Raw genomic sequence first — 24513 nt, forward strand, 5'->3', positions numbered from 1 at the left:
CCCGTGTCGGGCCCGGCGAAGTGAACTGGGCCATTACGATATTGGTCGCATCGAGGGTCAGGACGGAGTGCCGCACAATTGTCTGCCAATGGGTCGAGAGTTCCGGCACCCGCGATCGCGACGATCTCTTCGCTGGAATCACGGGTTGTGAGGGTGAAATTCGTGGCGGCCGCGCTCGTCGGGTTGTGTGTCGGCGCGCTCATCGGCGGGTTGACCTTCGCTCGAATGGGAACGGACACGACGGCGACAGCCTTTGTGCGTCTGGAGAATCCGGCCGACCTGACCGCGATCGCGGCCGGCGCCAGTCAGGTCACCCCGGACAATCAGAGCAATACGAGCAATTTCGTCGGCGGGGAGATCGCGTATCTGTCCGGCGAGGGTTTCGCCCAGGCGGTGGCCAGGAAAATGGCGATGGACGAGCCGGCGGAGCTGAACATCGCCCAAGCCAGCGAGTCGCCGGTGGTGACCATCAGCAATTCCAGCAAATCCCGCGACGACGCCATCAGAACCGTCCAGGTGGCCATCGACCTGTACGGCCAAGAGCTCAGCCAGCGCGTGGACGAGCAACTTCGGACCATTCGCGGCGCGCTGACGAGGTGGGAGCAGACCGGCGCCGCAGACCCTGTGCGTATGCAAGAACTCACGCGGATCCGGGCGGCCGTCGAACTGCAGGCGAGTGAGGCCGCCACGTTGCTGGTCGTACAGCCGCCGACACCGAACCACGACAGTTCCCAGCAGTGGCTGATCGGGTCGATCCTCGGCGGGCTCGTCGGGGGCTCCGTCGCGGTGGCGATCCTGCTCGCTCGGAGGCGGCGTTCCGGCCGCGCCGCGATGACCGCGACGCTGACCGACGGTGTCGACGCCGTGCTCGTGCCGGCGGTCGACCTCGGCTCGGCCTTCGCCGACGACCGCGACGCGCAGCAGGCCCGCCTCGCCCGCACCCTGCGGGCGCAGTGCGCGTCGATGGCGCCGGGCGGCGTGCTGCTGGTGATCGGGGCGTCGCCGTCCTCGGGCAGCGCCGAGGTGGCGGCCCTGCTCGAACGCGGCGGCGCGGACCGGTCGCCGTCGGCCCGGGTGCTGCACGGTGGAGTGGTCGGTGACCCCTCGTTGACCCCGGACCTTGTCGCGGAGGCGGCCGGGATCGTCCTCGTGGCCCGCCTCGACGCCGACACCGCGGCGCAGGCGGTGGCCCTGCGCTCCGCGACCGCGGGCAGCGCGGCGCCGCTGGCCGCCGCGTTCACCTACCACGGCCCGGGCGGGGCGCACCGGAAGAAACGCACCCCACAGGCGCCCCGGCAGGGCGTCGACGACGCAGAGCGGAGTATGCAGTGACGGTCGCGATCGTCCACGAACGACTCACCGAGATCGCCGGATCCGAGAACGTCGTCGCCGAGTTCGCCCGGCAGTGGCCCGACGCGCCGATCGACATCCCCATCGTCGACCCCCGCGTCACCGCCGCGTTCACCGCGCGGGTGCGCACCGGTCCGCTGTCGTCGGCGTACCGCGCGGCCCGCTACCGGACCTACGCGCCGCTGCTGCCGCTGGTTCCCGGTTGGATGAAGCGCCGCGACTTCGGCTCGGCCGAGGCCGTACTGATCAGCCATCACGCGTTCGCCGCCGCGGCGGTCCACGCGGCAGGCGCAACACCCACGATCGTCTACGTGCACTCACCCGCGCGGTGGGCGTGGGACAAGGTCATGCGCCGCGAAGAGGCGGCGTCGCTACCCGGCCGACTGGCTCTGGACGCACTGTCCCGGCTGGCCATCGCGACCGAACTGTCCGCCGCACCCAAGATCACCACCATCGTCGCCAACAGCGCCGCGGTGGCGCAGCGGGTCAGGGATCACTGGAACCGTGACGCACAGGTCGTCCACCCGCCGGTGAACATCGACTTCTACACGCCGGACGCCGCGGCGACGCGCGGTGACTACTTCCTGCTGGCGGGGCGGTTGGTGGGATACAAACGCCCGGACATCGCGATCAGGGCGGCCGTGGCAGCCGGCGTCACACTGGTGGTCGCCGGCGACGGCAGAGAGGCCGCCCGGTGCCGGAGGCTCGCCGAGGGCGGGGATGTCAGGTTCGTCGGCCGGGTCTCCGACGAGGAGTTCCGCGACCTCTATCGCCGCGCCAAGGCGATGGTCATGCCGGGGGAGGAGGATTTCGGCATCACGCCGGTCGAGGCGATGGCGTGCGGCACACCCGTGATCGCACTCGGGGTCGGCGGCGCGCTCGACAGCGTCGTCGACGGTGTCACGGGGACGTTCGTGACCGGCCGCAGCGACGCCGAGATCGTCGGCAACTTCGCCGAGACGTTCGCCTCCTTCGACAACGGACGCTTCGACCCCGCGGCGAACCGTCAACGCGCCGAACAGTTCTCACCGGAGGCGTTCCGAGCCAGAATGGCCGACGTGGTGGCGCAGACGTCGGCGATCCACGGCCGTGAATGACCGCAGGCACCTCCAGACCGGCGTGCAGGTGGTCGCCGGTCTGGCGTTGAACGTCTTCCCGGCGATCTTCATCGCGATCTACGCGCGCATCGCGCCGATCGAGACCCAGGGCTTCCTCGCGTTGGCGCTCGCCGTCGGGGTCTACGTCGCGCAGCTGTTCAACGCCTTCGTCGTGGAGGGCCGGCTGGCCACCCCCGACGCCGAGGGGGAGTTGGGCCTGCCGACGTGGGTCGTGCTGTTCGCCGTCGCCGCCTGCGGGCTGCTGGTGTTCGGCCCGGCGGTGGCATCGTCGGCGGTGCTCCTGGCCAGTGCCATCGGCGTGATGACCGGGCTGCTCATGACCCGCTCGATCGGGGTGGTCACCGGCAAATGGAAGAACGAGGGCACCGCGGCCGGTGCGCTGATCGTGGCCAGCCTGATCGCGCTGTGGATGGCCGACCACGGCAGCCCCCACAGCGTGCGGGTGCTGGCCATCGGTGCGCTGCTCGCGGTGGTGGCGCGGTACCGGCCGCGAAAGGCGATGCCGCGGATGGGCTTTCCGCCGGATGTCCGCAGATCCAGCTGGGTCACCGCGGAGACCGCGGTTGTCGGCGCCGTCCAACCGGCGATCACCTCGCTGCTCCTGGTCCTGGTCGGACCGGCTGCCTCGGTGACATTCCGGGTCATCTCCACGGTCGCGGGCGCGCTGGAGCCGATCCTCGCCTACGGGCGCTACCGCCTGCTGGCCCATGGGCACCGGGGTGAGCTCAAGGCGTTCGTCGCGGTCTTCGCCGTCGGGATGGCCGCTGTGCTGATCGCCGCGTTCGGTGGGCTCGGCAGCCTGGTCTTCGGCCCGGCCTGGCAGGGCGTGGGAGTCGCCGCCATGCTGCTGGCCTGTCTGTGGAAGGCCGTCATGCTGGTGTCGACGGTGCCGTTCGCGGCCCTGCGCAAAGCCGGCAAGACGGCGCTGGTCTTCTGGATCCGCGGCGCCAGCACCGTCGTCTATCTGGTGATCAGCGTGAGCCTGCTGATGGTGTGGCAGAACACCACCGCGATCTTCGCGGCCTTCGTGGCCGCGGAGATGATCACCGCGCTCGTCTACCACGTCGCCGCGGTCAACGGGGCGCCGGACTATGCGGCGACCTTCGGTGCCCGGCGACGACGCCAGCGGTTCGGCTAGCCATGGCCGTCGCCACCCGGCCGCCCGCGTGGTTCAGCCCCGCGGTGCTGATCCTCGCGCCGGTGACCCTGTCGTTCCTGGCGTGGTCGGCGTTGTCCGCGCGCCGGCAGTTCGGTGGGTCCCAGTCCTCCTCGGAGGCGTTGACGGGGTTCGCGGTCCCCGCCGACATCAGCGGCCGGGGTATCGCGCTGCTGCTGCTGTGGTACTGCGCGATCGTGATGGTGTCGATGGTCGGATTCTGGTGGGGGACACGGCGATCACGGCCCGCAACCGGTGACGACGCGACCAGCACCGCCTGGTTCGAGCGGCGGTATTTCTTCCTGATCCTGGCGGCAGGCGCCGTCGGGGTCGGGTACTCGTTCATGAAGGTGGGCGGACCCTCCGCGATCGTCGCGTCGCTGAGTGAACAGACCGCCAACGACTTCAGCAATGCGCTGTCGGGGTTCGCGGGTCCACAGACCCTGCGGTACGCCACCATCCTCGCCGCGCCGATCGGCGTCTACCTGTGGCGCAAGAAGGTGATCCGGTGGCCGTACATGGTCGCCGGGGTGCTGCTGCTCATCTCCAACGCGATGATCGCCTCACGATTGGCGCTCCTGATGTCCTGCGTCGTCTATCTGGCGGTCTGGGTGCGGGGGCGTCCACCGCGGCAGGCGACCGGTGGATCGGGTGCGCGCACCTGGGTAACCCTTGCGGTGATCGTGCTCTGCGGTTTCGCTGTCCTCACCGCGCTCAACTACATCCGCAACGCGAACTACTACCGCGACGCCGGCGTGTCGAACCCGGTGGCCATGAACCTGTACCAGTCGGGTGCGTACCTGGCCGTGCCGGCACAGGTCCAGATCGGCGTCTCGGATGCGGTGGCCAGCGGGGCCTGGGAGAACAGGGTCGGGGCGGTCGCGTCGCTGGATGCGGTGAAACCCACGTTCCTGCAGTTCAACAAGGTGGCCAAGGACGACAGCTGGAAGCAGTCATCCGTCTACGGCCACTCGGTGACCTTCGCAGGCAACTTCTTCACCAATTCCGTGTTCGCCGACATCTATTCGGAGCACGGCGCATGGGGCTGGCTCTACACCATCGTGGCCTACGGTTTCGCGGGGTACGCGTTCGCGCGGATCTTCAGCTTCAGCCCGGTCATCGCCGCGTCGGCGGGCGTGGTGGCGTACTGCTTCCTCGAGGTGTGGCGGGTGCAGATCCTGGTCTACGGGATCGTCATCTTCCTGTTGCTGCTGACCGCGGGCAGCGCACTGGTCACCGCGCGCATGCGACCGCCGAGGGACGCTCGACCGGCGGCGTGACCGTCAGGTTCCGGATCGCGAGCGGCGCCTGGCCGATGCCGTCCCCACACGGACCCGGCGAGGACTGCAGGACGGGCACCCAGGTGTCGTCGGCGGCGGGCCAGCCGATCGTCAGCCGGTCGACGACGCCGTCGGAACTCTCGAGACGCACGCACGGGTCGAGCTCGCCGTCGGGTCGGTCCGGCCGGGTGATCGCCATGCTCAGCTGATCGACGGTGAGCGCTCCGGCGTGTGCGGCCTGGAACGCGACGACCGGTTCGGAGTGGCGAATCATGATGGTGCCGAACGTGATCCCGCTCGTGTTCTCGACACCGACGCCGCCGTTGCCTCCGCTGGTCGAGCCGGCTGTGACACCGCAGTGGTCGATGCGCATCCCGTTGACCCGGGTGTCGGTCAGCGACTCGGCGCGAACCGCCCAGGTGGGGCAGTCGTCGACCTTCGCGTCGCCGACGTGGATGTCGAAGTCGGTGAAGCGCCGGTCGCCGGAAGTGCCCGGCCGGGCCAGCAGGTGGATGCCCATGTCGCAGTCGGTCGCGGTGACGTCGTCGAGGCGGATCGAGCGGCTGGCGACGTAATGCCAGCCGACGTCGGTGCCCGGCTCCGCGGAGTCGATGAGGAACGCCGAACCGGCGTGTACGCCGACGACGTCGAGTCCCTCGACGGTGACGCGGTTGGCGCCCGCGAGCCGGACACCGTTCGCCCGGCACGCGAACACGTTCACGTTCGTGACGGTGAAGTCCGCGTTGGACCAGTCGGTCAGATCCGGGACCGAGAAGGTGTGGGACGCACGGTCGAAGGTCGGCTCGGGAGCGAAATACGTGACCAGCGCGAGCCCGTCGTCACCGGTGTTGACGGCGCTGTACCGGTCGACCGACGCGCGTCGGCAGGCGTTGAAGTGCAATCCGTCGGCGCCGCTGTCGGTGACCCGCAGTCCGGCCACCTCGATGTCGGAGACGCCCATCATGACCACCCCGGTCTGCGGGCTGGACCGCACGGTGCAATCGGTCACGGACACCTCGGTGACCGGAGTCGGCTGCCCGGACCATCCGCTCGGCTGTTGGTCGCCGACATCGGGGTAGCCCTCCACCCGGATACCGTCGCCGAGTGACCGCAGGGCGCCGTCGGCCCATCGGATGTTGAGCCCCCGCAGCCGAATCCGGGACGCGGGTCCGCGGACGAGCAACCCGTGACCGCTGCCGGTCCGCTTGGTCGGATGCAGATTGTCCATGTAGAGCTCGGCGCCGGGCTCGAACTCGACGACGACGTCGGCGAGGCCCGAGATCACGACGGCGGCGCCGCCGGGTGGCCAGCGCTGTGCGAAACGGTATGTGCCCCGGGGGAATCGGAGTGTGCTCCCGGGGCGCAACGCGGCCGCGGCGGCTTGTATGGCCCCTGAGTCATCGGTGATCCCGTCGCCCGCGGCGCCGAAGCCGCGGACGTCGACCACCGCACGCCGTCCGTTCAGCGAGCACCCCGCGAGAACGGCCGAGGCGGTCGCGGCGGACGCGCGGGCCAGCAACTGGCGCCTCGACAACGTCACGTACGGCTGCCGACCAGCTCGGCGAATATCGCGTCGGCCGCGGCGGTCGCGCGGATCCGCTGCTGACGCGCCAGCACATGGGCGTGGCCGCGCTTGGCCAGATCGGCCCTGGCCGCGTCGTCCGAGCAGAACGCGCGGAGCAGACCGGCCAGTTCCTCGGGTCGGTGCGGGTCGAAGTAGGCGGCGCCGTCGCCGCAAGTCTCACGCAGCGAGGGGATGTCCGACGACAGCACCGGTGTGCGCGATGCCATCGCCTCCAACGGCGGCAGCCCGGCGCCCTCGTAGAGGGAGGGCATGACCAGCAACTCCGCCGAGGCGACCAAGGACCGCAGTGCGCCGAAGTCGAGCTGCCCCGTCACCACCACGCGGTCCGGATCGTCCTCGGCGAGGCGCCTGACCCGGTCGTCCAGCGTCCGCAGGGAGGCCCCGCCCCCGGCGATCACCAGCTTGTGGGGGATCTCGTCGGCCAGACCGGCGAACGCTTCCAGGACGAGCGGAAGGTTCTTGTGCCGCTTGGTGTTCCCGACGTACAGCAGGTAGCGGCCACTGACGGGCGACAGGCTCGGGTCGACGGGATCCAGCCACACCTCGTCCACCGGGATCGGCGTCACCGACACCGGTGCGGACGGTTCGATGTCCCTCAGCGTCGTCGCCGTCGCCTCCGACACCGTGAAGATCCGGCGGCAGAACCTGGCGTCGGCACCCAGCATCACGCGGGCATAGAGCCGGCGGGACCGGCTCTGGCCGCTGATGTTCTCGGGCAGAAGGTGAATCGTGTCGTGCACGGTGACATACAGCGCCGTTCGGCGGTTGCCGGGAAGAAGACGGGCCAACGGGTACGGGTAGTGCGGCAGCCACACCGCCCGCGGACGGGCCGCGTCGAATGCGTGGCGCCACACCGATTGTTCGGCGGCCGAGTACATCGCGGCCCGCGCCGGCGACGCCGGTATCACCTCGGTACTCGGACGCAGTGCCGGCGCGGCATCGGGATCGGCGAGGACGGCCAGGGTGAGCCCGTCGCGGGATGCGGCCTCCTCCAGGTAGGGCAACTGGGTGCGAATGTACGTCCCGATACCGCTTTGGCGGATGTGCCGGGCATCGAACAACAGATCCACACGGCGATCATCGGTCCGCGGGTTGTTCACACGCCCCTCCAGTTTGTTGCGTTTTTAATAAAGGCTACGTCGGCGCGGATTCGTCCCGAGTTGGTCATACCTGTTCATGTCCAAGGCACTGGAGTGGTCGGATACCGTTTGTCGAATGACCGGCTCTCTGACAGGGTTCGACGACTGGCTCAACCGCCTGCTCGAGGACTGCGCACGCGATGCGGGCGAGGACGTCGTCTCCTATGTGGCTCGCGCCGTCGCATCGCAGATGGTCGCGGACCTCAGGCGCACCGAGCGTGCGTCGATCGAGGAGCTGATGGCTCACCTCAACGCGTGCAAGGTGTTTGCCAATACCGAGATGCCCAGTGTCGAATCCGAGATCACCAATCCGGAAAGACTGCAGTCGCTGTATGCCACCGGGCTGCTCGACACGTCGCCCGAAGAAGCCTACGACCGCATCACCCAGGCGGCGGCCGCCGCGCTGGACGCCCCGTCGGCCGCCCTCACGCGCGTCGACGTCGACCGCCAGTTCTTCAAGAGCGCGGTGGGTATGGGTGACGACGAACGCCAGACACCACTCGAGCGGTCCGTCTGCCAATACGCCGTGGCGAACGGCGCGGCGCTGTTACTCGAGGACGCCAGGACCGACCCGGTATTCCGAAATCATCCGGCAGTCCGTGACGGGACCGTGGTCGCCTACCTGGGTATTCCGCTGGTCGACACGGAAGACAATGCCGTCGGAACGCTCTGCGTATTCGACGACAAGCCGCGACTCTGGGGTACCGGCCACGTCCGGATCCTGAGCGATTTGGCGCAATTGGCGGCCGAGCGGATGTTCGGTCCACGCGCCGGTCAACAGTAGCGGTCAGCCGCGGTCCCACCCGGAAACTCCGCTCCGCCGGCAAACGACTCTCAGCTTCCTCACGGATTCGCTTCCGTTGCCTCCGCAACCCCTTTAAGGTTGACTATGCAAGGTTCCGTCGGGGGGAAGTGACGCATGGATTCGGACGCGGGAGCGACACGCGATGCCGCCCAGTAGCCAGGTCACGGTGCCCATGCAGCAGACCGCTGCAGTGGCAGTGCGCAGTCGCATTCCGGCGGCGCCGCGCTTCATCGAGGGATTACGCAAGGAGTCCGGGTACATCGCGCTCACCATCGCGCTCGACGTATGGGCCGCCTGCTGGGCCGTGGTGCTGGCGCACCTCTGGATCGGCGAGCTGTCGGACAACCGGAACGTCCTGCTGTACTCCTGGACCTTCGTACCGATCCTCATCGTCGTGCTCGCGACGCGGTCGCTGTACAAGAGGAAGCTGAACCGCAGCTTCCTCGACGAGATGGAACCGGTCGAGACGGCGGTCGCGGTATCGGCGCTGGCGGCGCTGACGATCATCGTGTTGCGGGTGCCCGCGCTGCAGGAGGGTCAGCAGGTCGAGGCCCACGTGCGCCCCAGCGACGTGATGATCAGGATCTGGCTGTGCGCGGCGATCCTCGTGCCCGTGGTCCGGCTGATGAGGTCGGTCACGCAGCGCTATCTGCGGCGCAAGTACCGCTTCGGCGCGCCCGCCCTGATCGTCGGTTCCGGCCCGATCACCAACCAGATCATCACGCGGATGGCGCAGGTGCCCGACTACGGTCTGCGCCCGGTCGGCGTGCTCGACGACACGCGTCCCACCGACGCGGAGCTCGTCGACGTGCCCTACCTGGGAACCGTCGACAACTTCGAGAACGCCGTGCGCGCAACCGGAGCCGAAGACCTCATCATCGCGCCGTCCGCGGTTCCCGGCGACCAGCTGTCGCGCTGCGCACAGCTGGCCCAACGGCGAGGGATGCGGGTGCGCGTGGTGCCTCGCCTGATGGACGTCGTCAACGGCAGCGCCCGCATCGAGCACTTGGGCGGGGTTCCGCTGATGGTGCTCACCCCGGTCGACCCCAAGGGCTGGCAGTTCGCCTTCAAGTACGGACTCGGCCGGACGATCGCCGCCCTCGGAGTCCTGCTCATCTCACCGCTGATGATCGCGCTGGCACTCGCGGTCAAGCTCAGTTCGCCGGGGCCGATCTTCTTCCGCCAGCCACGCGTGGGGCGCGACGGCAAGGTGTTCGACTGTCTGAAGTTCCGCAGCATGCGGCCCGCTCCGGCCGGTGCCACCTTCGAGTTGAAGGCGGGGGCGGCGCCCGGCGGGGTGGAGGGCGACGACCGGCGCACCAAGATCGGCAAGTTCATGCGCAAGACCTCGCTGGACGAACTGCCGCAGCTGCTCAACGTCGTGAAGGGCGACATGACCCTGGTCGGTCCGCGTCCCGAGCGGCCGGAGTTCGTCGAGCTGTTCGAGATGCACGTGCGGCGCTACGGCGAGCGGCACCGGGTGAAGGCCGGCATCACCGGCTGGGCCCAGGTTCACGGGCTGCGGGGGCAGACCTCGATCGCCGATCGCGCCGAATTCGACAACTACTACATCGAGAACTGGTCGCTGCTGCTGGACTTCAAGATATTGCTCTTGACCGTTCTGGCGGTACTCCGTCCGACCGAAGAATGAGTAAATCGCGGAGCAAATTCCGCTACACTCAATAAGTGCACTTATTGCCGCCGGGGGGGCCGGCGCACGTGGGACTGATTCCCGACGGGTTGCGGCGTTGGGCGGACGCCAATGGCACCAGCCTGGTCGACACATATCGACGCGGAGCGCAGAAAGTCGTCGACATTATTCTGGCGCTCCAGGAGCACGGTGTGCGAACCGTGTCCGTGTACAACTTGAGCCGTGCGAATCTGGCCCGTCGCGACGACGAGCTGGACGCTGTGTATTCGGCGTCGACGCACTTCTTCAGCGCACTGATACCGGCACACTTCGATCGCGCGATATGCGGTGTGCGAATGCACGGCGATCTCGACCTGCTGCCGTCCGAATACGTCGCTGCGGCACGGGCGGTGGAGCACACGATGACCGGCGCGGAGTTCCGGATCAACATCCTCGCCGCCTATGACGCGGAAGACGAACTCCGAGCCGCCCACCGACGGGCCCAACAGGACGGCTGCGACATCGCCGCCGCGCTCGAGATCGGCGACGTCGACCTCGTCATCCGCACCACGCCCGAGCCGTTGCTCAGCGGATTCCTCCCGCTGCAGAGTCAGTACGCCCAGCTGCAGTTCCTGAGCACGCCGCTGAACGATCTGCAGCGGCGCGATATCGACGACCTGATCGCCGAGTACCGGCTGCTGCCGCAGCGGCGCGGACGGTAAAGCCATGGCAGACAGCAGGAGTCCGCTGATCATCGGCGCCGGGCCCGCCGGGCTCACCGCGGCGCTCGAACTCGTCAAGCGCGGGGTCACGCCACGGCTCTACGAGGCGTCGGAAGACGTCGGCGGGCTGGCCCGCACCCCGCGTCGCGGTGAGTGGCGCGTCGACCCCGGTGGGCACCGGTTCTTCACCAGAAGCGAAGCCGTTCTTGACCTCTGGAGGACGCTGTTACCCGCCGACCAGTGGGTCGCGGTGGCTCGACGCTCCGCCATGCTGGTGCAGGGTCAGCGAGTGAGATACCCGCTCGTCGGCCGGGATCTCCTCACTCAGCTGGGTGTCCGGAGCGGAATGCGCGGCCTCGGCGACCTGCTGCGGTCCAGGATGCCACGTGTGGGGCGCCGCGGTGTCGGGTCCGAGAGCTTCGAGGACTGGGGGACAAGAGAATTCGGCCGCCATTGGTACACGCTGTTCTTCGACGGCTACGTCCGCAAGACCTGGCTCGCCGATCCGGCCGACCTGACGAGTGACTGGGCGAACCAACGCATCCGGCCGATCCGCTGGCGCAAGGCCGGCGACTTCGCCGCGCGGGACGTCTTCCGGTATCCCCGCCTCGGGCCCGGCCAGCTCTGGGAGGCCGCGGCGGCGGTTCTCGCCGACAGCGGAGTGGTCACGTCGCTGAACTCGCCCGTGGTCAAGGTGGGCCGCGTGGGCCGGACGTGGACCGTCGACCTGCAGAACGGCGAAACGGCCTCCGGTGACGCCGTGTTCTCCAGCATGCCGCTGAGATCGCTCATCGACGCGCTGGAACCGGCTCCGCCACACCATGTCCGGGCGGCTGCCGCAGCCCTCAAGCACCGGGCCCTGATCACGGTCGGCGTCGCCCTTCGCGATCGTATCGACCTGCCGTACAACTGGATCTACACGCCGAGCGGGCACATGCGGGTGGGTCGCATCCAGAACTACAGCCGGTGGTCGCCGGCGCTGGCCCCGGTGAATTGGGGCGGCACCTACCTCGGCATGGAGTACTTCACCAACACCGACGGTGACCTCTGGCGGGCCGACGACGGCGCCATGGCGGCGATCGTCGACGAGGACCTTCGGGCGCTCGGCGTCGGTGCCTGCGCGGTCGAGCACGTCATGGTGGTCCGCTCGCAATACGCCTACCCGGTCTACGATCCCGCCCGCGAGACGAGCGTCGCGCTGATCCGCGACTTCCTGCGCCGGCACCACCCATCGCTTCGACCCATGGGCCGCAACGGCATGCACCACTACGACAACCAGGACCACGCGATGCTCAGCGCGATGCAGAGCGTCGCCCGGTACTTCGGCGACGACGTCGACCCGTGGCGGGTGAACACGGACCTGCGCTATCAGGAATCCGGGCTGCTGAGCATGTGAGCGGTGGGCGCGGTGTCACCCCACGAACCCGTCCGCCACACCGGCGACGGCTCACCCTGGTGCAGCCAGGTCGCGTTGATGTACCAGTCGACCGGGCCGTACGGACCGCCCTGGATCACGATGTCCGAACCGGTGGCGTCACGACCGCTGACGTAGGTGACGTTCTCGATGCGCACACCGTCACCGGCGATGTCCTGATCCGGGTTGCCGCCTCCGAGTTCGACTGCCCACCACGAGGATCCGACGTGGTCGTCAGTGGTGACCTCGATGTGCGCCACATCGATGTCGTCGACCTGCAGGAGCCGTACACCCCAGCCCGCGCCGGCGCCTCGGCCGGGCAGGTAGGCGCCGATGGTGCCGAACGATGCGCTCCCGACCCGGAAGAGTTCGACGCCCGCGCCGTGCGCGCCGTAGGAGGCGATGTCGCCGACCTGCAGACCGGCGATGTCCTGGATGAGGATCCGGCCCGGCCCCTCCAGGACCAGGCCGTCGATCGTCAGATTCGACGACGGCAGATCCGCCACGCCGTACTGACTGCGGATCTGGGAGGCGCCCAGCACGTTGATGTCGCCGGCGTGCACCGACACCAGCCGCACATTGTCGATCACCGAGTCTCGAAGCGACGCAAGCAGAATCCCGCCGTTACCGCCTCCGAGCGGTCCGACGCCCGCGTCGACCTCGGCGTGGACGTTGCGTAGCGTCAGGCCGGCGAAGGCACTCGTGGTCGTCGGCGGCGTCTCGACGGCGACGGACCAGTTGCGCGCGTTGTGGATGACGACGTCGCTGATGGTCAGGCCCGAGAAGTCCCACCACATGGATGCCTCGGTGCCGTCGATGTTGTTGGTGGCGAGCACGATTCCGGTCTGGACGTCGTCGACCTTGACGTGCGAGATGTCGATGTTGCGCGACGCGAGGCTCGTCCAGTCATCAGGGCCCGTGGCCTTGGCCGAGTTGACCTGGAGGCCGAATTCCTTGCCGGTCACGGTGACGTCGGTGATGGTGATGTCGTAGCCGCCCTGCACGCGCACGCCGCTGGCGGCCCCGCCGGTGACCGTGATGTCGGTGGCCACTGAGCCGCCGTTGTTCCACTCGCCGAGCCCGGGCTGATTGAACGGGCCGTCGCCGGGGCCGTAGGTCCACGGCAGGGTCGGGTCGTAGTAGGTGACGAACGCCAGTCCGTCGTCACCGGTGTTCAACGCGGTCAGGCCGGTCACGGTGACTCGGCGGTTCGCGTTGAAATGCAACCCGTCGGCCAGAGTGCCGACGGCGGTGAAGTTCGTGACGGTCACGTCCGAGGCGCCCATGAAGACCGCCCCGGTCTGCGGTGCGTTGATCACCGTGGCGTTGATCAGCGAGACGTTCGACACGGTTCCGGTCGATCCGGTCCAGCCCGGCGGGGGAGGGGTGTTCGACGCCCACCCCAGGATCGAGAAGCCGTCACCGAAGCTTCGCGCGGACGGTCGGGTCTTCCACTCGATTGTCGCGTTGAGGACCGTCACGTTCGACGCGGCTCCCTCGACGCGGATGCCGTGGCTGGTGCCGTGGCCGTTGGCGTCGAGGTTGTCCATCAGCAACCGGGCGCCCGGGGCGAACTCCACGGTGACGTCGGAAAGACCCTTGAGTAGGACCGCGGCGTTGCCGGTGGGATTCTGCTGCGCGAACCGGTACGTGCCCTCGGGGAAGTAGAGGCGCTGCCCCGAGGTCAGCGCGGCCTCGGCGGCCTTGATGGCGGCCGAATCGTCGGTGATGCCGTCGCCGACCGCTCCGTAGTCCTTGACGTTGACGGTGGTGATCGGGGTCGACGCCGATGACGACGAGGACGTCGTGGTCGTCTGCGGGAGGGACGCCGTTGTCGCCGGCGCGCCGAGGAATTGACGACGCGCCCAGGCCAGCACGGCCCACATCGCGGGCGATTCGACCGGCGCGGGTGTCCCGCCGAGGCCGAATGCGCTCGCCAGCGTGGCGACGATGCCTTGCCGCGCCGCGGGTTGGTCGGCCGGCGCGGTCGCCGGCGGGAGCGCGGTGAGTTCGGGTTCGGGTTCGGGCTGGGCCTCCGGGAGCGGCGCGGGACTGCCGACCGCGGGTTCCTCGACGACGGGCGCCGGGTCGTCCTCGTCGACGATCTCCGCGGGGACGTCGACATCAACGTCGGGCTCTCCGGCCGGTCCTTCGGCTTCGCCGACAGGTTCAGGGTCGACGTCGTGTGTACCGCGGCGGTTGGTGCCCTCGTCGGCATCCTCGGCGACGACTTCTTCGTCGAGACCGTCGTCTGCAGGCTCCAAGGGCGCGTCAACGTCGTCGTCGAGCGCGTCGTCGTCTCGAGCGTCGTCTTGCGGATCGACTTCTTCGTCGGCTTCGTCGATCTCGTCGGCCGGCTCCGCCGGCTGAGGGTCTCTAGACGCATCGGCGGCCACGCCGCCCCCCGGCGAATCGGTCGCGGGCTCCTCCGCCGCCGCCACCCCCGGCGAGAGGAACAACCCGATGCCGACCGCCAACGCCGCACCGCTCATGCGGCATGCCTGAATACCCGACATGACGTCCCCCCGAGATTTGTCGCCCGCGTCAAAAGCGGACCTTCACCAGGGTATATGCGTCATACCGAATTTGAAATAGCAACTTTCGGGTCGGGCGGGCGGCGGGCCGAACCCGGGTAACCGGCCGCGCTATCGGACGAAGTCGATGACGAGGCGGGGCGGCCCGTTGAACACGAGGACGCTGAACGGGACTTCGGAGCGAAGTCCCACGACCCAAGAGAGGACGGACTCGAAGTCACCGGCCGCCTTGGCTTCGGTGACGACTGCGGTGTCGGCGGTGACGGTCGACGCCCCGAAGTAGGTCCGCTCGCCGTCGACGCCCCCTCCATTGCCCGTCGCTCCGCTGAGTACGACCCGTACAGCGGCATTCGCCCCGGGTAGCGGGATGTCTGCGCCCGACGGATCGGCGTATGCCGGCAGCGGACGGTAACCGATCGTGTAGCTGGGCACCCCGTCGGCAAATTCGAACACCAGCCGGTCGAATCCGTCGTTGCGGGCCAGCCGCACTGCGACCAGATGCCCGCTGTCGCCGTCGGGCCGGTCGCCGTGGGCATCGGAGAGGGAGGGCATGCGTAGCGGTGGCGGGCTGGCGGGCGAAGGGGGGACGGACGTAGGTCGAGGCGACGGTGACGACGGCGGCAGTGTTCCCGCACCGCTTGCAGCGGGCGGTGGCGCGCCCGCCGGCGGTGACGAGCATCGGGGGTCGAAGTTCGGCCCCGCACCCTCGACCGCAGTGGCATAGGCAACGACCCCGTCCAGCGTGTAGGGCCCGCGTGCGTCGGCGATGGAGTTGGTCTGAAAGGTCCTGCGTTGCCCCGTCTGTACACAGTCCACGATGACGTCGGACACCACGGTCCCGGTCGATGTCGTCACGAACGCGACGACCACCACGTTGAGCGGGCCGTCTTGATCAAGCGTCAGCCGTCCGGTCACAGACGGGCCGAAAACACCGTCGTCCGAAAGAACGGTGGTGTCCGTCACGGTCACTGTCGGCGGATTGACGGTGGCCCACTCGAACCATTCGCCGAGGATCGTGAGCTCCACCGAGGCGACGGTCTGTCCCTCAGGAACGCCGAGGATGTCCAGACCGTATTCGCCGCCGGGCGGTAGTTGGTAGATCGTGTTGACCGGTGCGCCCGGAATGCCGCCCTGCCCTTCGGTCGCGATCACCGCGCCCGTCCGGTCGATCATCGCGAGTTCGAACGGGGAACGAACCAATCCGACATCGGGATTCGGGTTGTGGAGTCGAACGCTCAGTGAAGTGCCAGCCTGTGTGAAGCTGACCGACACCGGGTGCGCAGGGTCTCCTGTCGCAGCGGTGGGCGTACTGAAAATGTCGGGAATACGTAAGCCGCAGCCCGCGAGGAGCAGCGCGAGCGCTACGACGGTAGCAACGTTCCGACGGTGCATGGATCGAGAGCTTAGTCCTGCGTGTGGCTTTGGACTGTGCGCTTCCACGACGCGGTGGGAGCCCGCCGGCAAATACACGAGCGTGCCGACAATCGCCGCGTGATGAAGCGCGTGGTACGCAGCCTCAGCCGAGAGGACGCTCACGAGACGCAGTAGCCAATGCGACGGCAGGTGTTCTCGAATGGGAATTCGACAGAACCGCGCGGTCCGCCGAAGCGCCTCCGGCGGACCCTGCGCTGTTCCAATGGAGCGGGAGACGGGAATCGAACCCGCGTAGCTAGTTTGGAAGGCTGTTTCGCCGACCACAGGCAACGGATCCGCGCCGGTAGGACCATCGTCGGGCAACCGGCCCGAACCAGTCTTGAATAGCCCGGACCGGCCCGTTGAGCAGTGCCGCACCGTGTGCGACCTGCGGCGTTCGACGGCCCCAGCGAACCGACAACACGCGGGAGGATTGCGGGTGCAGGACGTGCCGGGCGAGCAAATCGAACACTGGTGCGCTTCGATGCCCCGCCGGTCGCCGAGGGTAATGCCGGTTGGCGAGATCGGTCCGACGGTGCATGTCAGTGTGCTGCCATACCGTCGAAGGGTGTCTGACGAAACGGATACGGAGACGATCTACCGAAACCCGGTGACGACGGAGATGCAGCGGCGGAAGGCGTACTTAAAGGCGCTGCCGGGCTACCGGTTGAACGAGGACCTCGAAGCGCTTAACCGATGCTCATACACGTTCAGCCGGAACGCGCAGCAGCTTACCGAGCATGTCGGGACGTTCCTCAAATCTCCGACGATGTGGGCGCGCGAGGTGTCCGACGACTACGTCAACGAACTCGTGCGGTTGTTGCACAACTACCTGACGTCAGTCACCTCTCTAATCGATGCGCAGCGCGTCGTTATGCGGCACCGTTGGCCAACCGAGCGCGTGAAGGCTGCGAAGTGCGCCGCCTGCAATCGGCCGCTGCAAACCAAGCAGGGCCTATCGGAGTTTGAGACGAAGGACTACGCCGAGCAGCTGAAGAAGACGTTCGAGACTGGTGAAGCCGAGTTCATGCAGAAGCTGCGCAACTACTGCACCCACTACGCGATACCCGTACCTGGCCTCGGCACCACGATGTCGTGGCAAGGCGGCGGCCCAGTAATCCGACTTAACACGCTGCAGCTTGACCGCGATGCTCTGCTGCGGTGGGACGAGTGGCGGTCTGCGGCAACTGCTTACCTAAAGAAGCAACCGCCGCGTTTCGACTTCGCCCCGATCATCGAGCGTTACCAGGCGTCCGCCCGCGCCTTCTTCCAATGGTTCTGGGACGAGGTAAACGCGCGCAGCGTCGAAGAGTTAGCGGAGTTAAACGCGAAGGCGAAGGAAGTGCAGTTGTGGTGGGACGAGAGGAACTTGGCACCCTACTGGGTGTACGAGGGCAATGGGCGGCCACCGCCAGGCTGGAACGGTCGACGGGAAAGGGCGAAGCGTCGCGCCGCCCGGTACCAGCATGGAACACAGGGATTTCGCGTATCGACCGTCGACACAGGAGGAGTGATCGAACTCGGCATAACCGACTGGGATGTGCTACCCCGGTAGGGCTGATGGACCTTCCGAATTCGATCCCTACCGTTCCGCGCGCCTTGACATAGCGATCGGCGACAGCGGCGCGTTCGGGCACGAACTCTCCGGCGCTAGGCCGAACTCGCTTTCGTCCTCGGGGTACGGCGGAGACGAGTACAGGCATACGTCCGTCGAAACCGCTGTAGCTGCCGGGCGGTGTGCCGGTGCTGCTCATCGCGGAACGCTCGGTACGTCGTAGCTTCCGGATGCCTTTACCTGGATACAGACAGCCGCGCCCCGGTGCCGCACACCCACACCTGCCGTGCGGCATCAGGAACCTGTCGATCATCGGGTACGAGTTCCAGTTGCCGGGGATACGCCGCAAGGCCCGATAGCTTTCTTGTCGTGCTCGCGCAGGGCGACCGGGTTGTCGGCGCTGCCGGGACCGGCGGACGCGACGACGGTCACGTATCCGGCCGGAATGAACTCGGACTCGATGAGCCAGGCCGGGCCCAGGCTTCCTTCGAGCCGCAGGCCGTTGAACTGTGCGCGTGCGACTTGCCCGACGATATTCGCGGGTTCGAGCCGGGCCGGGACATTCGACGAAGGAATGAAGTCGTGCTTGGAAACTGGAGAGCGAACTGAACCAGAGCTGGAATTCCGGGAAGAAATCGCGGCCGGGTGGCCCTACAGTCGCTATCGCCGTCGCGGTCGGCCGCTGTCGAACGCTATTCAACTTTGTCGGTAGAAGTGGCAGCATTGCGGGAAGGCTGTAGGGACTCGAGAAGGTCTGACTTCTCGCCATTCGAACGGATTTTCTCTTCTTGGGCGGCTAGCATGAGCCCGACTGGATTAAGGTGAAGGTCGAGCGCCCCAAACTTCTCGAGGGTGTCGAGAAAATCTGCTAGTTCGGCATCCAGTTGTCGAATACGTTTCTTCAGTTCGTCAGCACCGAAGATCCTGCTTTCGCAGAACGTAATTAGTGCTAGTTCCGCCGGGTGGTCCGGTCGTTCGGGTTGTGAAAAGTTCATTTTGGCACTCAACCACTTGTTCGCAAAATCAGGATTAAGGTACCTGATCTCAAGATCTTCGTTATCCCAGACGAAGTAGTCGACGGGATCCAAACTCTTAGCCAACTCGGGCAGTTCGTCGACACGAAAGCCGTCGTACATCGCGTTCGGGTTCGAGGCCCGAAGTGCTCCGTATGGACCGTAATCATCGATGGTACCGGTGAAAATGCCAGCGAACCGACCCCACTCGTTCTGGCCGCGTTCGCCAATGCCGAGGGAGTTATGTAGCTGTATTCAATAGCCTCCGTCGGAATTCGCCTGAAATACACACCGAGGCTCTTTCTTAAACTGTTCGCTAGGATCTTGACTGTGACGGCGCGAGGAAACCATCGGTGTTGCAGCTTTGCGATTACCGTGACAAGGTTAAGGTGTTCGCTGGTCATATTTGTGATGCAATCCACGCCACGACGCGAGAGCATCTCTATATAGGACTGCGGCTCCGAGGTTATCAGCTGAGCCACCAGGCTTGCGAGGTGTGGAACGACTTCTTTATTACCGGTCTCGCCGTAGCTGTTTTGCGCTTTGAGTAATGGAATTTGAGCACGCGTTTGCCCGAATAGTTCGAGATTATCAGCATTTTCTGCGATGACATTCTTGATGACTTCGCGTGTCATTTCGATCGCTCGACCGGCGAACTCATCCTTGGCTTGTTGAACCAGCCTTGGGGCATTCTTCTCCCACAAGTCGATCGCGGTCTTCTCTTGCCTTTGTGCCAGTTCCTGCAGACGCTCTTCCGCGACTTCGTAGTGATAGTGGTTATGAACGGCGACATCGCGACCCGCTTGGTATTGGTGGGCATTTTCGCCGCCGTGTTGCTCCTGGCTTGGCCTCACCGATCCCCTCCTCGCGTCGGAGAATCTTCGCCATCGCCGAACTTAACGTCTCTGATGTCACGTCCGGCTTGCAGTCCCATCGATCCCTTGCGGCCGACCTGCTTCTGTTTCACGGTCGACGGCGTCTGCCCATCGCCGCCTCTTCGCTCAACGAGGTAGTCGGCGAGCACACCGGCAATCGCAACGCCGCCTAGGGCCAGCGGAACCCATGGCGGCGGCACCTTACCGAGCAGGTCCAGAACGCCGAAGACGATCGCGATAACACCTGCAGAAGCGCCGCCGACTCGACCGATGGTTCTCCCCATGTCACTGACCCTCTCGACCGCTCAGGATACTGGAACGTGTGTTCGGCACAAGCGGATCTTGGGTACGCGCACGACCACGCAGCAAACGATCCGCCGACGACTCGGAGTAGGTCACTGCAGATCATGCGGGAGCACAGCCAACCTGCGGTTTCGTCGCGTAAACCGAAAACCGGCCCTCATCAGGCCGGTCCTGTGGAGCGGGCGACGGTGTGCTTCAGGACATGCGCATAGGGTGTCGCAAGACATCGGCATAGCCGGGCGGGGTGACCGTCAGCGCTATGTCGAAGGCTCGTCTGGTCATCACCGCGGTCGTTGTCGAGGGTCGCAGCCAATCCGATGTCGCACGCGACTACGGGGTGTCGCAGTCCTGGATATCGCGGCTGGTCGCCCGGTACCGACTCGAGGGCGAGGCGGCTTTCGAGCCGCGCTCGCGGCGCCCGCACACCAGTCCGGCCCGGCTACCCGAGACCACGATCGGCCTGATCGTCGAACTGCGCGCCGAGTTGCCGAGCAAAGGCCTCGACAACGGCCCGTCGACTATCGCCTGGCACTTGCGCCACCACCACGCCACGACCGTGTCGGCGGCATCGGTCAGCCGGCACCTGCATGCCGCCGGCCTGGTCAAACCCGCACCACGGAAACGACCCAAGAGCTCCTACATCCGCTTCGCCGCCGACCAACGCAGGCGAACGCTGGCAAGCCGACTTCACCCACTGGTGGCTCGCCGACCGGACCCACGTCGAATTACTCGACTGGCTCGACGACCACTCCCGCTACGCCATCTCCGTGACCGCGCACACCCGCGTCACCGGCCCCATCGTCGCCGACGAATTCCGCAAAGCCACTGCCGCTCACGGCACCCCGTACTCGACACTGACCGACAACGGCATGGTGTTCACCACCCGACTGGCCGGCGGCAGAGGCGGCCGCAACGCCCTGGAGCACGAACTGCACCACCTTGGCGTCATCAAGATCAACTCCACCCCCAACCACCCCACCACCTGCGGCAAAATCGAACGCTTCCACCAAACCCTCAAACGCGGGCTCTCCCGCCAGCCCCACGCCCACACCCTGGCCGAACTGCAAACCCAACTCGACGCCTTCGTCGACGAGTACAACCACCGCCGCCCGTACTGCTCACTGCCTCACAAAGCCACCCCGGCCACCGCCTACACCGCCCGCCACAAACTCGCCCCTGCGCAACGCATCGACAGCCACCAACGCGTGCGCACCGACCGCGTCGACGCCTACGGCACCCTGACGTTGCGGGTCAACGGCAAGCTCCACCACATCAGCATCGGCCGCGCCCACGCCCGAACCCGCGTTCTGATGCTCATCCACAACCACGACGTCAGAATCATCGACGCCTCCACCGGCGAGCTCATCCGCCACCTCACCATCGACCCCACCAGGGACTACCAACCCCGTGGAGTCCCCTGCGGACGCCCACGAAAAAGCTCTGAACCCCCAACGAGGGTTCAGAGCTCTTCGGATGTCTTGCAACATCACAGTGGAGCGGGCGACGGGAATCGAACCCGCGTAGCTAGTTTGGAAGACTAGGGCTCTACCATTGAGCTACGCCCGCACGTTGCGGAGAGGATCGTACCGGCGCGCACCGGATCAAATCCAATTGGCTGCCTCGCGCGTCGGTGCTCGGTGCACAAGCCGTAGTATCTCGCGTGGTCAGCGCCGCGCGTCCACGCACGGTGCGGACCGTGACGGCGCGGGGTGTAGCGCAGCTTGGTAGCGCATCCGCTTTGGGAGCGGAAGGCCGCAGGTTCAAATCCTGTCACCCCGACAACCCAGCACCGAACACGACGCAGTACCCAGACATGAGGAGAGACCGCAGTGAAGAGCACCGTCGAGAAGTTGAGCCCCACCCGGGTGCGCATCTCCGTGGAGGTGCCCTTCACGGAACTCGAACCGGACTTCGACCGGGCGTTCAAGGAGCTCGCCAAGCAGGTGCGGCTCCCCGGCTTCCGGCCCGGTAAGGCGCCGCGCAAGCTGCTCGAGGCCCGCGTCGGCCGCGAGGCCATGCTCGATCAGGTCGTCGGCGAGGCCGTGCCCGGCCGCTACACCGAGGCCGTGACTAGCTCGGACGTGCAGCCGCTCGGCCAGCCCGAGATCGAGATCACCAAGAAGGAGTACGGCGAGGACCTGGTGTTCACCGCCGAGGTCGACGTCCGTCCCGAGATCACGCTGCCGGACCTGTCCGCGCTGGAGATCACCGTCGACCCGATCGAGATCTCCGACGAGGAGGTCGACGCCGAACTGCAGTCGCTGCGCGCCCGCTTCGGCACGCTGACCGGTGTCGAGCGTCCGGCCCAGGACGGCGACTTCGTCTCCATCGACCTGTCGGCCACCGTCGACGGGCAGGACGTTCCCGAGGCCAAGACCGAGGGACTGTCCCACGAGGTCGGCTCCGGCCAGCTGATCGAGGGTCTCGACGACGCGATCGTCGGCCTGTCGGAGGGGGAGAGCAAGGAGTTCACCACCACGCTGGCCGCCGGTGAGCATGCAGGCAAGGAAGCCGTCGTCACCGTCACGGTGAAGTCCATCAAGGAACGCGAACTGCCCGAGCCCGACGACGAATTCGCCCAGCTCGCCAGCGAATTCGACACCATCGACGAGCTCAAGGAGAGCCTGGTCGAGCAGGTCAAGCGGGTCAAGCGGGTGCAGCAGGCCGAGCAGATCCGCGATAAGGCGCTGGAACTGCTGCTCGAGCAGACCGAGGTTCCGCTGCCCGAGAAGATCGTCCAGGCCCAGATCGACGACACCGTGCACAACGCAATCCACGGCCTCGACCACGACGAGGATCGCTTCGCCGAGCAGCTGGCCGAACAGGGCAGCAGCCGCGAGGAGTTCGACGCCAACACCCGCACCGAGGCCGAGAAGGCCGTCAAGACCCAGCTGCTGATGGACGCGCTCGCCGATCAGCTCGAGGTTCAGGTCGGTCAGGGCGACCTGACCGAGCGGCTGGTGCTGATGTCGCGGCAGTACGGCCTCGAGCCGCAGCAGTTGTTGCAGATCCTGCAGCAGAACAACCAGCTGCCCGCCATGTTCGCCGACGTGCGTCGTGGTCTGACCATCGCGGCCGTGGTGCACGGCGCCACCGTCAAGGACAGCGACGGCAACGACATCGACACCACCGAGTTCTTCGGCCCGTCGGGCGGTGCGCAGGCCGAGACCGACTCGGATGACGACGCGGATGCCGACGTAAAAGCCGACGTGGAAGCCGACTCGGACGACGAAGCCAAGTGACGCTGTGAGCGAACGCGCGCCCGTCAGGGAGTGCACGCTCGCGCAGGTTGGTTAGTGTCGGTAGCGACCCAAGACGTAAGAGAAAGCAGGTATCCAGTCGTGACTGTTATGCGTGGCGGGGCGCCGGGCCTCACGCTCCAGGACTCGGTCTACGAGCGTCTGCTCGCCGAGCGCATCATCTTCCTCGGCTCACAGGTGGACGACGACATCGCCAACCGTCTGTGCGCGCAGATCCTGCTGCTCTCGGCGGAGGACCCGACCAAGGACATCCACCTGTACATCAACTCGCCCGGCGGCTCGATCAGCGCCGGCATGGCGATCTACGACACGATGGTGCTGGCGCCGTGCGACGTCGCGACCTACGCGATGGGCATGGCCGCGTCCATGGGTGAGTTCCTGCTCGCCGCGGGCACCAAGGGCAAGCGGTACGCCCTGCCGCACGCCCGGATCCTGATGCACCAACCGCTCGGCGGCATCACCGGCGGCGCGGCCGACATCGCGATCCAGGCCGAGCAGTTCGCGGCGATCAAGAAGGAGATGTTCCGCCTCAACGCCGAGTTCACCGGGCAGACCATCGAGCGCATCGAGGCCGACTCGGACCGCGACCGCTGGTTCACCGCACAGGAAGCCCTCGAGTACGGATTCGTCGACCACATCATCACCAGCGCCAGCATCAACGACGGAGTGGCCCCCTAATGAGCAATCAGACCGACCCGCGCCTCCAGCCCCAGGCGCGCTACATCCTGCCGTCGTTCATCGAGCACTCCAGCTTCGGGGTCAAGGAGTCCAACCCGTACAACAAGCTGTTCGAGGAACGCATCATCTTCCTCGGCGTGCAGGTCGACGACGCGTCGGCGAACGACATCATGGCCCAGCTGCTGGTGCTCGAGTCGCTCGACCCGGACCGCGACATCACCATGTACATCAACTCGCCGGGCGGCTCCTTCACGAGCCTCATGGCGATCTACGACACCATGCAGTACGTGCGTGCCGACATCCAGACGGTCTGCCTCGGCCAGGCCGCGTCGGCCGCCGCGGTGCTGTTGGCCGCCGGCACGCCCGGTAAACGGCTCGCGCTGCCGAACGCCCGGATCCTCATCCATCAGCCCGCGCTGTCCGGCGTGATCCAGGGCCAGTTCTCCGATCTGGAGATCCAGGCCAAGGAGATCGAGCGGATGCGCACGCTGATGGAGGTCACGCTGGCTCGGCACACCGGCAAGGACGCCGAGACGATCCGCAAGGACACCGACCGCGACAAGATCCTGACCGCCGACGAGGCCAAGGATTACGGGATCATCGACACGGTGCTCGAGTACCGGAAGCTGTCCGCTCAGACGTCCTGAGCAGCCACGGGATCGCCGCTTCGGCCCGAGGCCGAC

At 66.8% G+C, this 24513-nt stretch carries 20 protein-coding genes, 2 tRNA genes and 2 pseudogenes; 15 read left to right on the plus strand and 9 right to left on the minus strand.

What is annotated here, in order from left to right; genetic code table 11:
* Positions 1–162 precede the first annotated feature (162 nt).
* From AU196_RS15745 to AU196_RS15760, 4 genes are read left to right on the plus strand one after another with little or no spacing between them, the layout of a single operon-like run.
* Positions 163–1332, plus strand: coding sequence for a hypothetical protein (locus AU196_RS15745; RefSeq protein ID WP_231737587.1), 1170 nt, complete (start codon positions 163–165; stop codon positions 1330–1332).
* The gene (locus AU196_RS15750) at positions 1329–2447 is read left to right on the plus strand and encodes a glycosyltransferase (RefSeq protein WP_059095999.1); all 1119 of its coding nucleotides are present in this window, start codon (positions 1329–1331) and stop codon (positions 2445–2447) included. The genes AU196_RS15745 and AU196_RS15750 overlap by 4 nt, the downstream gene beginning before the upstream one ends.
* The gene (locus AU196_RS15755; RefSeq protein WP_059096000.1) at positions 2440–3606 is read left to right on the plus strand and encodes a hypothetical protein; all 1167 of its coding nucleotides are present in this window, start codon (positions 2440–2442) and stop codon (positions 3604–3606) included. Before AU196_RS15750 ends, AU196_RS15755 begins: the two co-directional genes overlap by 8 nt.
* A 2-nt stretch (positions 3607–3608) precedes the next feature.
* Positions 3609–4904 (plus strand): O-antigen polymerase, encoded by a 1296-nt coding sequence (locus tag AU196_RS15760; RefSeq protein ID WP_059096001.1) that lies wholly within the window; start codon positions 3609–3611, stop codon positions 4902–4904.
* On the opposite strand, the gene AU196_RS15765 is transcribed toward AU196_RS15760, so the two are convergent.
* Both AU196_RS15765 and AU196_RS15770 read right to left on the minus strand, forming a co-directional pair.
* Entirely contained in the window at positions 4858–6444 is a 1587-nt protein-coding gene (locus tag AU196_RS15765; RefSeq protein WP_059096002.1) for a glycosyl hydrolase family 28-related protein, read from the minus strand. The two genes, AU196_RS15760 and AU196_RS15765, sit on opposite strands and share 47 nt — an antisense overlap.
* Positions 6441–7559, minus strand: a complete 1119-nt coding sequence (locus tag AU196_RS15770) for a glycosyltransferase family 4 protein (RefSeq protein ID WP_231737589.1) — start codon at positions 7557–7559, stop codon at positions 6441–6443. The genes AU196_RS15765 and AU196_RS15770 overlap by 4 nt, the downstream gene beginning before the upstream one ends.
* Before the next feature lie 145 nt (positions 7560–7704).
* Between AU196_RS15770 and AU196_RS15775 the strand changes: the two genes are divergently transcribed.
* From AU196_RS15775 to AU196_RS15790, 4 genes are all read left to right on the plus strand, one after another.
* On the plus strand, positions 7705–8412 hold the full coding sequence (locus AU196_RS15775) for a GAF domain-containing protein (protein ID WP_231737591.1): 708 nt from the start codon (positions 7705–7707) through the stop codon (positions 8410–8412).
* Positions 8413–8575: 163 nt separating this feature from the next.
* Positions 8576–10084 (plus strand): sugar transferase, encoded by a 1509-nt coding sequence (locus tag AU196_RS15780; RefSeq protein ID WP_059096004.1) that lies wholly within the window; start codon positions 8576–8578, stop codon positions 10082–10084.
* 68 nt (positions 10085–10152) lie between these two features.
* On the plus strand, positions 10153–10785 hold the full coding sequence (locus AU196_RS15785; protein ID WP_059096005.1) for an undecaprenyl diphosphate synthase family protein: 633 nt from the start codon (positions 10153–10155) through the stop codon (positions 10783–10785).
* 4 nt (positions 10786–10789) lie between these two features.
* The gene (locus AU196_RS15790; RefSeq protein ID WP_059096006.1) at positions 10790–12181 is read left to right on the plus strand and encodes an NAD(P)/FAD-dependent oxidoreductase; all 1392 of its coding nucleotides are present in this window, start codon (positions 10790–10792) and stop codon (positions 12179–12181) included.
* Here AU196_RS15790 and AU196_RS15795 read toward each other — a convergent pair.
* Both AU196_RS15795 and AU196_RS15800 read right to left on the minus strand, forming a co-directional pair.
* Positions 12154–14691, minus strand: coding sequence for a glycosyl hydrolase family 28-related protein (locus AU196_RS15795; protein ID WP_231737593.1), 2538 nt, complete (start codon positions 14689–14691; stop codon positions 12154–12156). The genes AU196_RS15790 and AU196_RS15795 overlap by 28 nt on opposite strands.
* Positions 14692–14844: 153 nt before the next feature.
* Positions 14845–16125 (minus strand): AMIN-like domain-containing (lipo)protein, encoded by a 1281-nt coding sequence (locus AU196_RS15800; RefSeq protein WP_157546347.1) that lies wholly within the window; start codon positions 16123–16125, stop codon positions 14845–14847.
* Positions 16126–16714: 589 nt separating this feature from the next.
* On the opposite strand from AU196_RS15800, the gene AU196_RS15805 reads away from it, so the two are divergent.
* On the plus strand, positions 16715–17701 hold the full coding sequence (locus AU196_RS15805; protein ID WP_157546350.1) for a hypothetical protein: 987 nt from the start codon (positions 16715–16717) through the stop codon (positions 17699–17701).
* Positions 17702–18393: 692 nt separating this feature from the next.
* On the opposite strand, the gene AU196_RS25555 is transcribed toward AU196_RS15805, so the two are convergent.
* Genes AU196_RS25555 through AU196_RS25565 form a run of 3 tightly spaced genes read right to left on the minus strand, consistent with a single transcriptional unit; the run spans position 18394 to position 19873 of the window.
* Positions 18394–18696: a hypothetical protein gene (locus tag AU196_RS25555; protein ID WP_197415804.1), complete on the minus strand. Its 303-nt coding sequence runs from the start codon at positions 18694–18696 to the stop codon at positions 18394–18396.
* 8 nt (positions 18697–18704) lie between these two features.
* Positions 18705–19568, minus strand: a complete 864-nt coding sequence (locus tag AU196_RS25560) for an LPO_1073/Vpar_1526 family protein (RefSeq protein WP_157546356.1) — start codon at positions 19566–19568, stop codon at positions 18705–18707.
* Entirely contained in the window at positions 19565–19873 is a 309-nt protein-coding gene (locus AU196_RS25565) for a hypothetical protein (RefSeq protein ID WP_157546359.1), read from the minus strand. Before AU196_RS25565 ends, AU196_RS25560 begins: the two co-directional genes overlap by 4 nt.
* Before the next feature lie 278 nt (positions 19874–20151).
* Between AU196_RS25565 and AU196_RS26370 the strand changes: the two are divergent.
* Both AU196_RS26370 and AU196_RS26375 read left to right on the plus strand, forming a co-directional pair.
* Positions 20152–20418: pseudogene (locus AU196_RS26370) on the plus strand (helix-turn-helix domain-containing protein); the annotation flags it as partial.
* Between the two features lie 61 nt (positions 20419–20479).
* A pseudogene (locus tag AU196_RS26375) lies at positions 20480–20959 on the plus strand (DDE-type integrase/transposase/recombinase); the annotation flags it as partial.
* Between the two features lie 51 nt (positions 20960–21010).
* Here the strand turns inward: AU196_RS26375 and AU196_RS26145 are convergent.
* Both AU196_RS26145 and AU196_RS15815 read right to left on the minus strand, forming a co-directional pair.
* The gene (locus tag AU196_RS26145) at positions 21011–21265 is read right to left on the minus strand and encodes a hypothetical protein (RefSeq protein WP_231737597.1); all 255 of its coding nucleotides are present in this window, start codon (positions 21263–21265) and stop codon (positions 21011–21013) included.
* A gap of 119 nt (positions 21266–21384) precedes the next feature.
* Positions 21385–21458 (minus strand) — tRNA-Gly (locus AU196_RS15815).
* Between the two features lie 139 nt (positions 21459–21597).
* Here AU196_RS15815 and AU196_RS15820 point away from each other — a divergent pair.
* The 4 genes from AU196_RS15820 (at position 21598) to AU196_RS15835 (ending at position 24477) form a co-directional block, all read left to right on the plus strand.
* Positions 21598–21671, plus strand: a tRNA-Pro gene (locus AU196_RS15820).
* A 50-nt stretch (positions 21672–21721) separates the two neighbouring features.
* A complete protein-coding gene (tig, locus tag AU196_RS15825) occupies positions 21722–23134 on the plus strand; it encodes a trigger factor (RefSeq protein WP_059096010.1) in 1413 nt (470 codons plus the stop codon).
* A gap of 108 nt (positions 23135–23242) precedes the next feature.
* Positions 23243–23830: an ATP-dependent Clp protease proteolytic subunit gene (locus AU196_RS15830; protein WP_011560960.1), complete on the plus strand. Its 588-nt coding sequence runs from the start codon at positions 23243–23245 to the stop codon at positions 23828–23830.
* Positions 23830–24477, plus strand: a complete 648-nt coding sequence (locus tag AU196_RS15835) for an ATP-dependent Clp protease proteolytic subunit (RefSeq protein ID WP_059096011.1) — start codon at positions 23830–23832, stop codon at positions 24475–24477. The genes AU196_RS15830 and AU196_RS15835 overlap by 1 nt, the downstream gene beginning before the upstream one ends.
* Positions 24478–24513 lie beyond the last annotated feature (36 nt).

It is taken from the genome of Mycobacterium sp. IS-1742 (genome assembly GCF_001500125.1).
In the GTDB taxonomy this organism is placed as follows: Bacteria; Actinomycetota; Actinomycetes; order Mycobacteriales; family Mycobacteriaceae; genus Mycobacterium.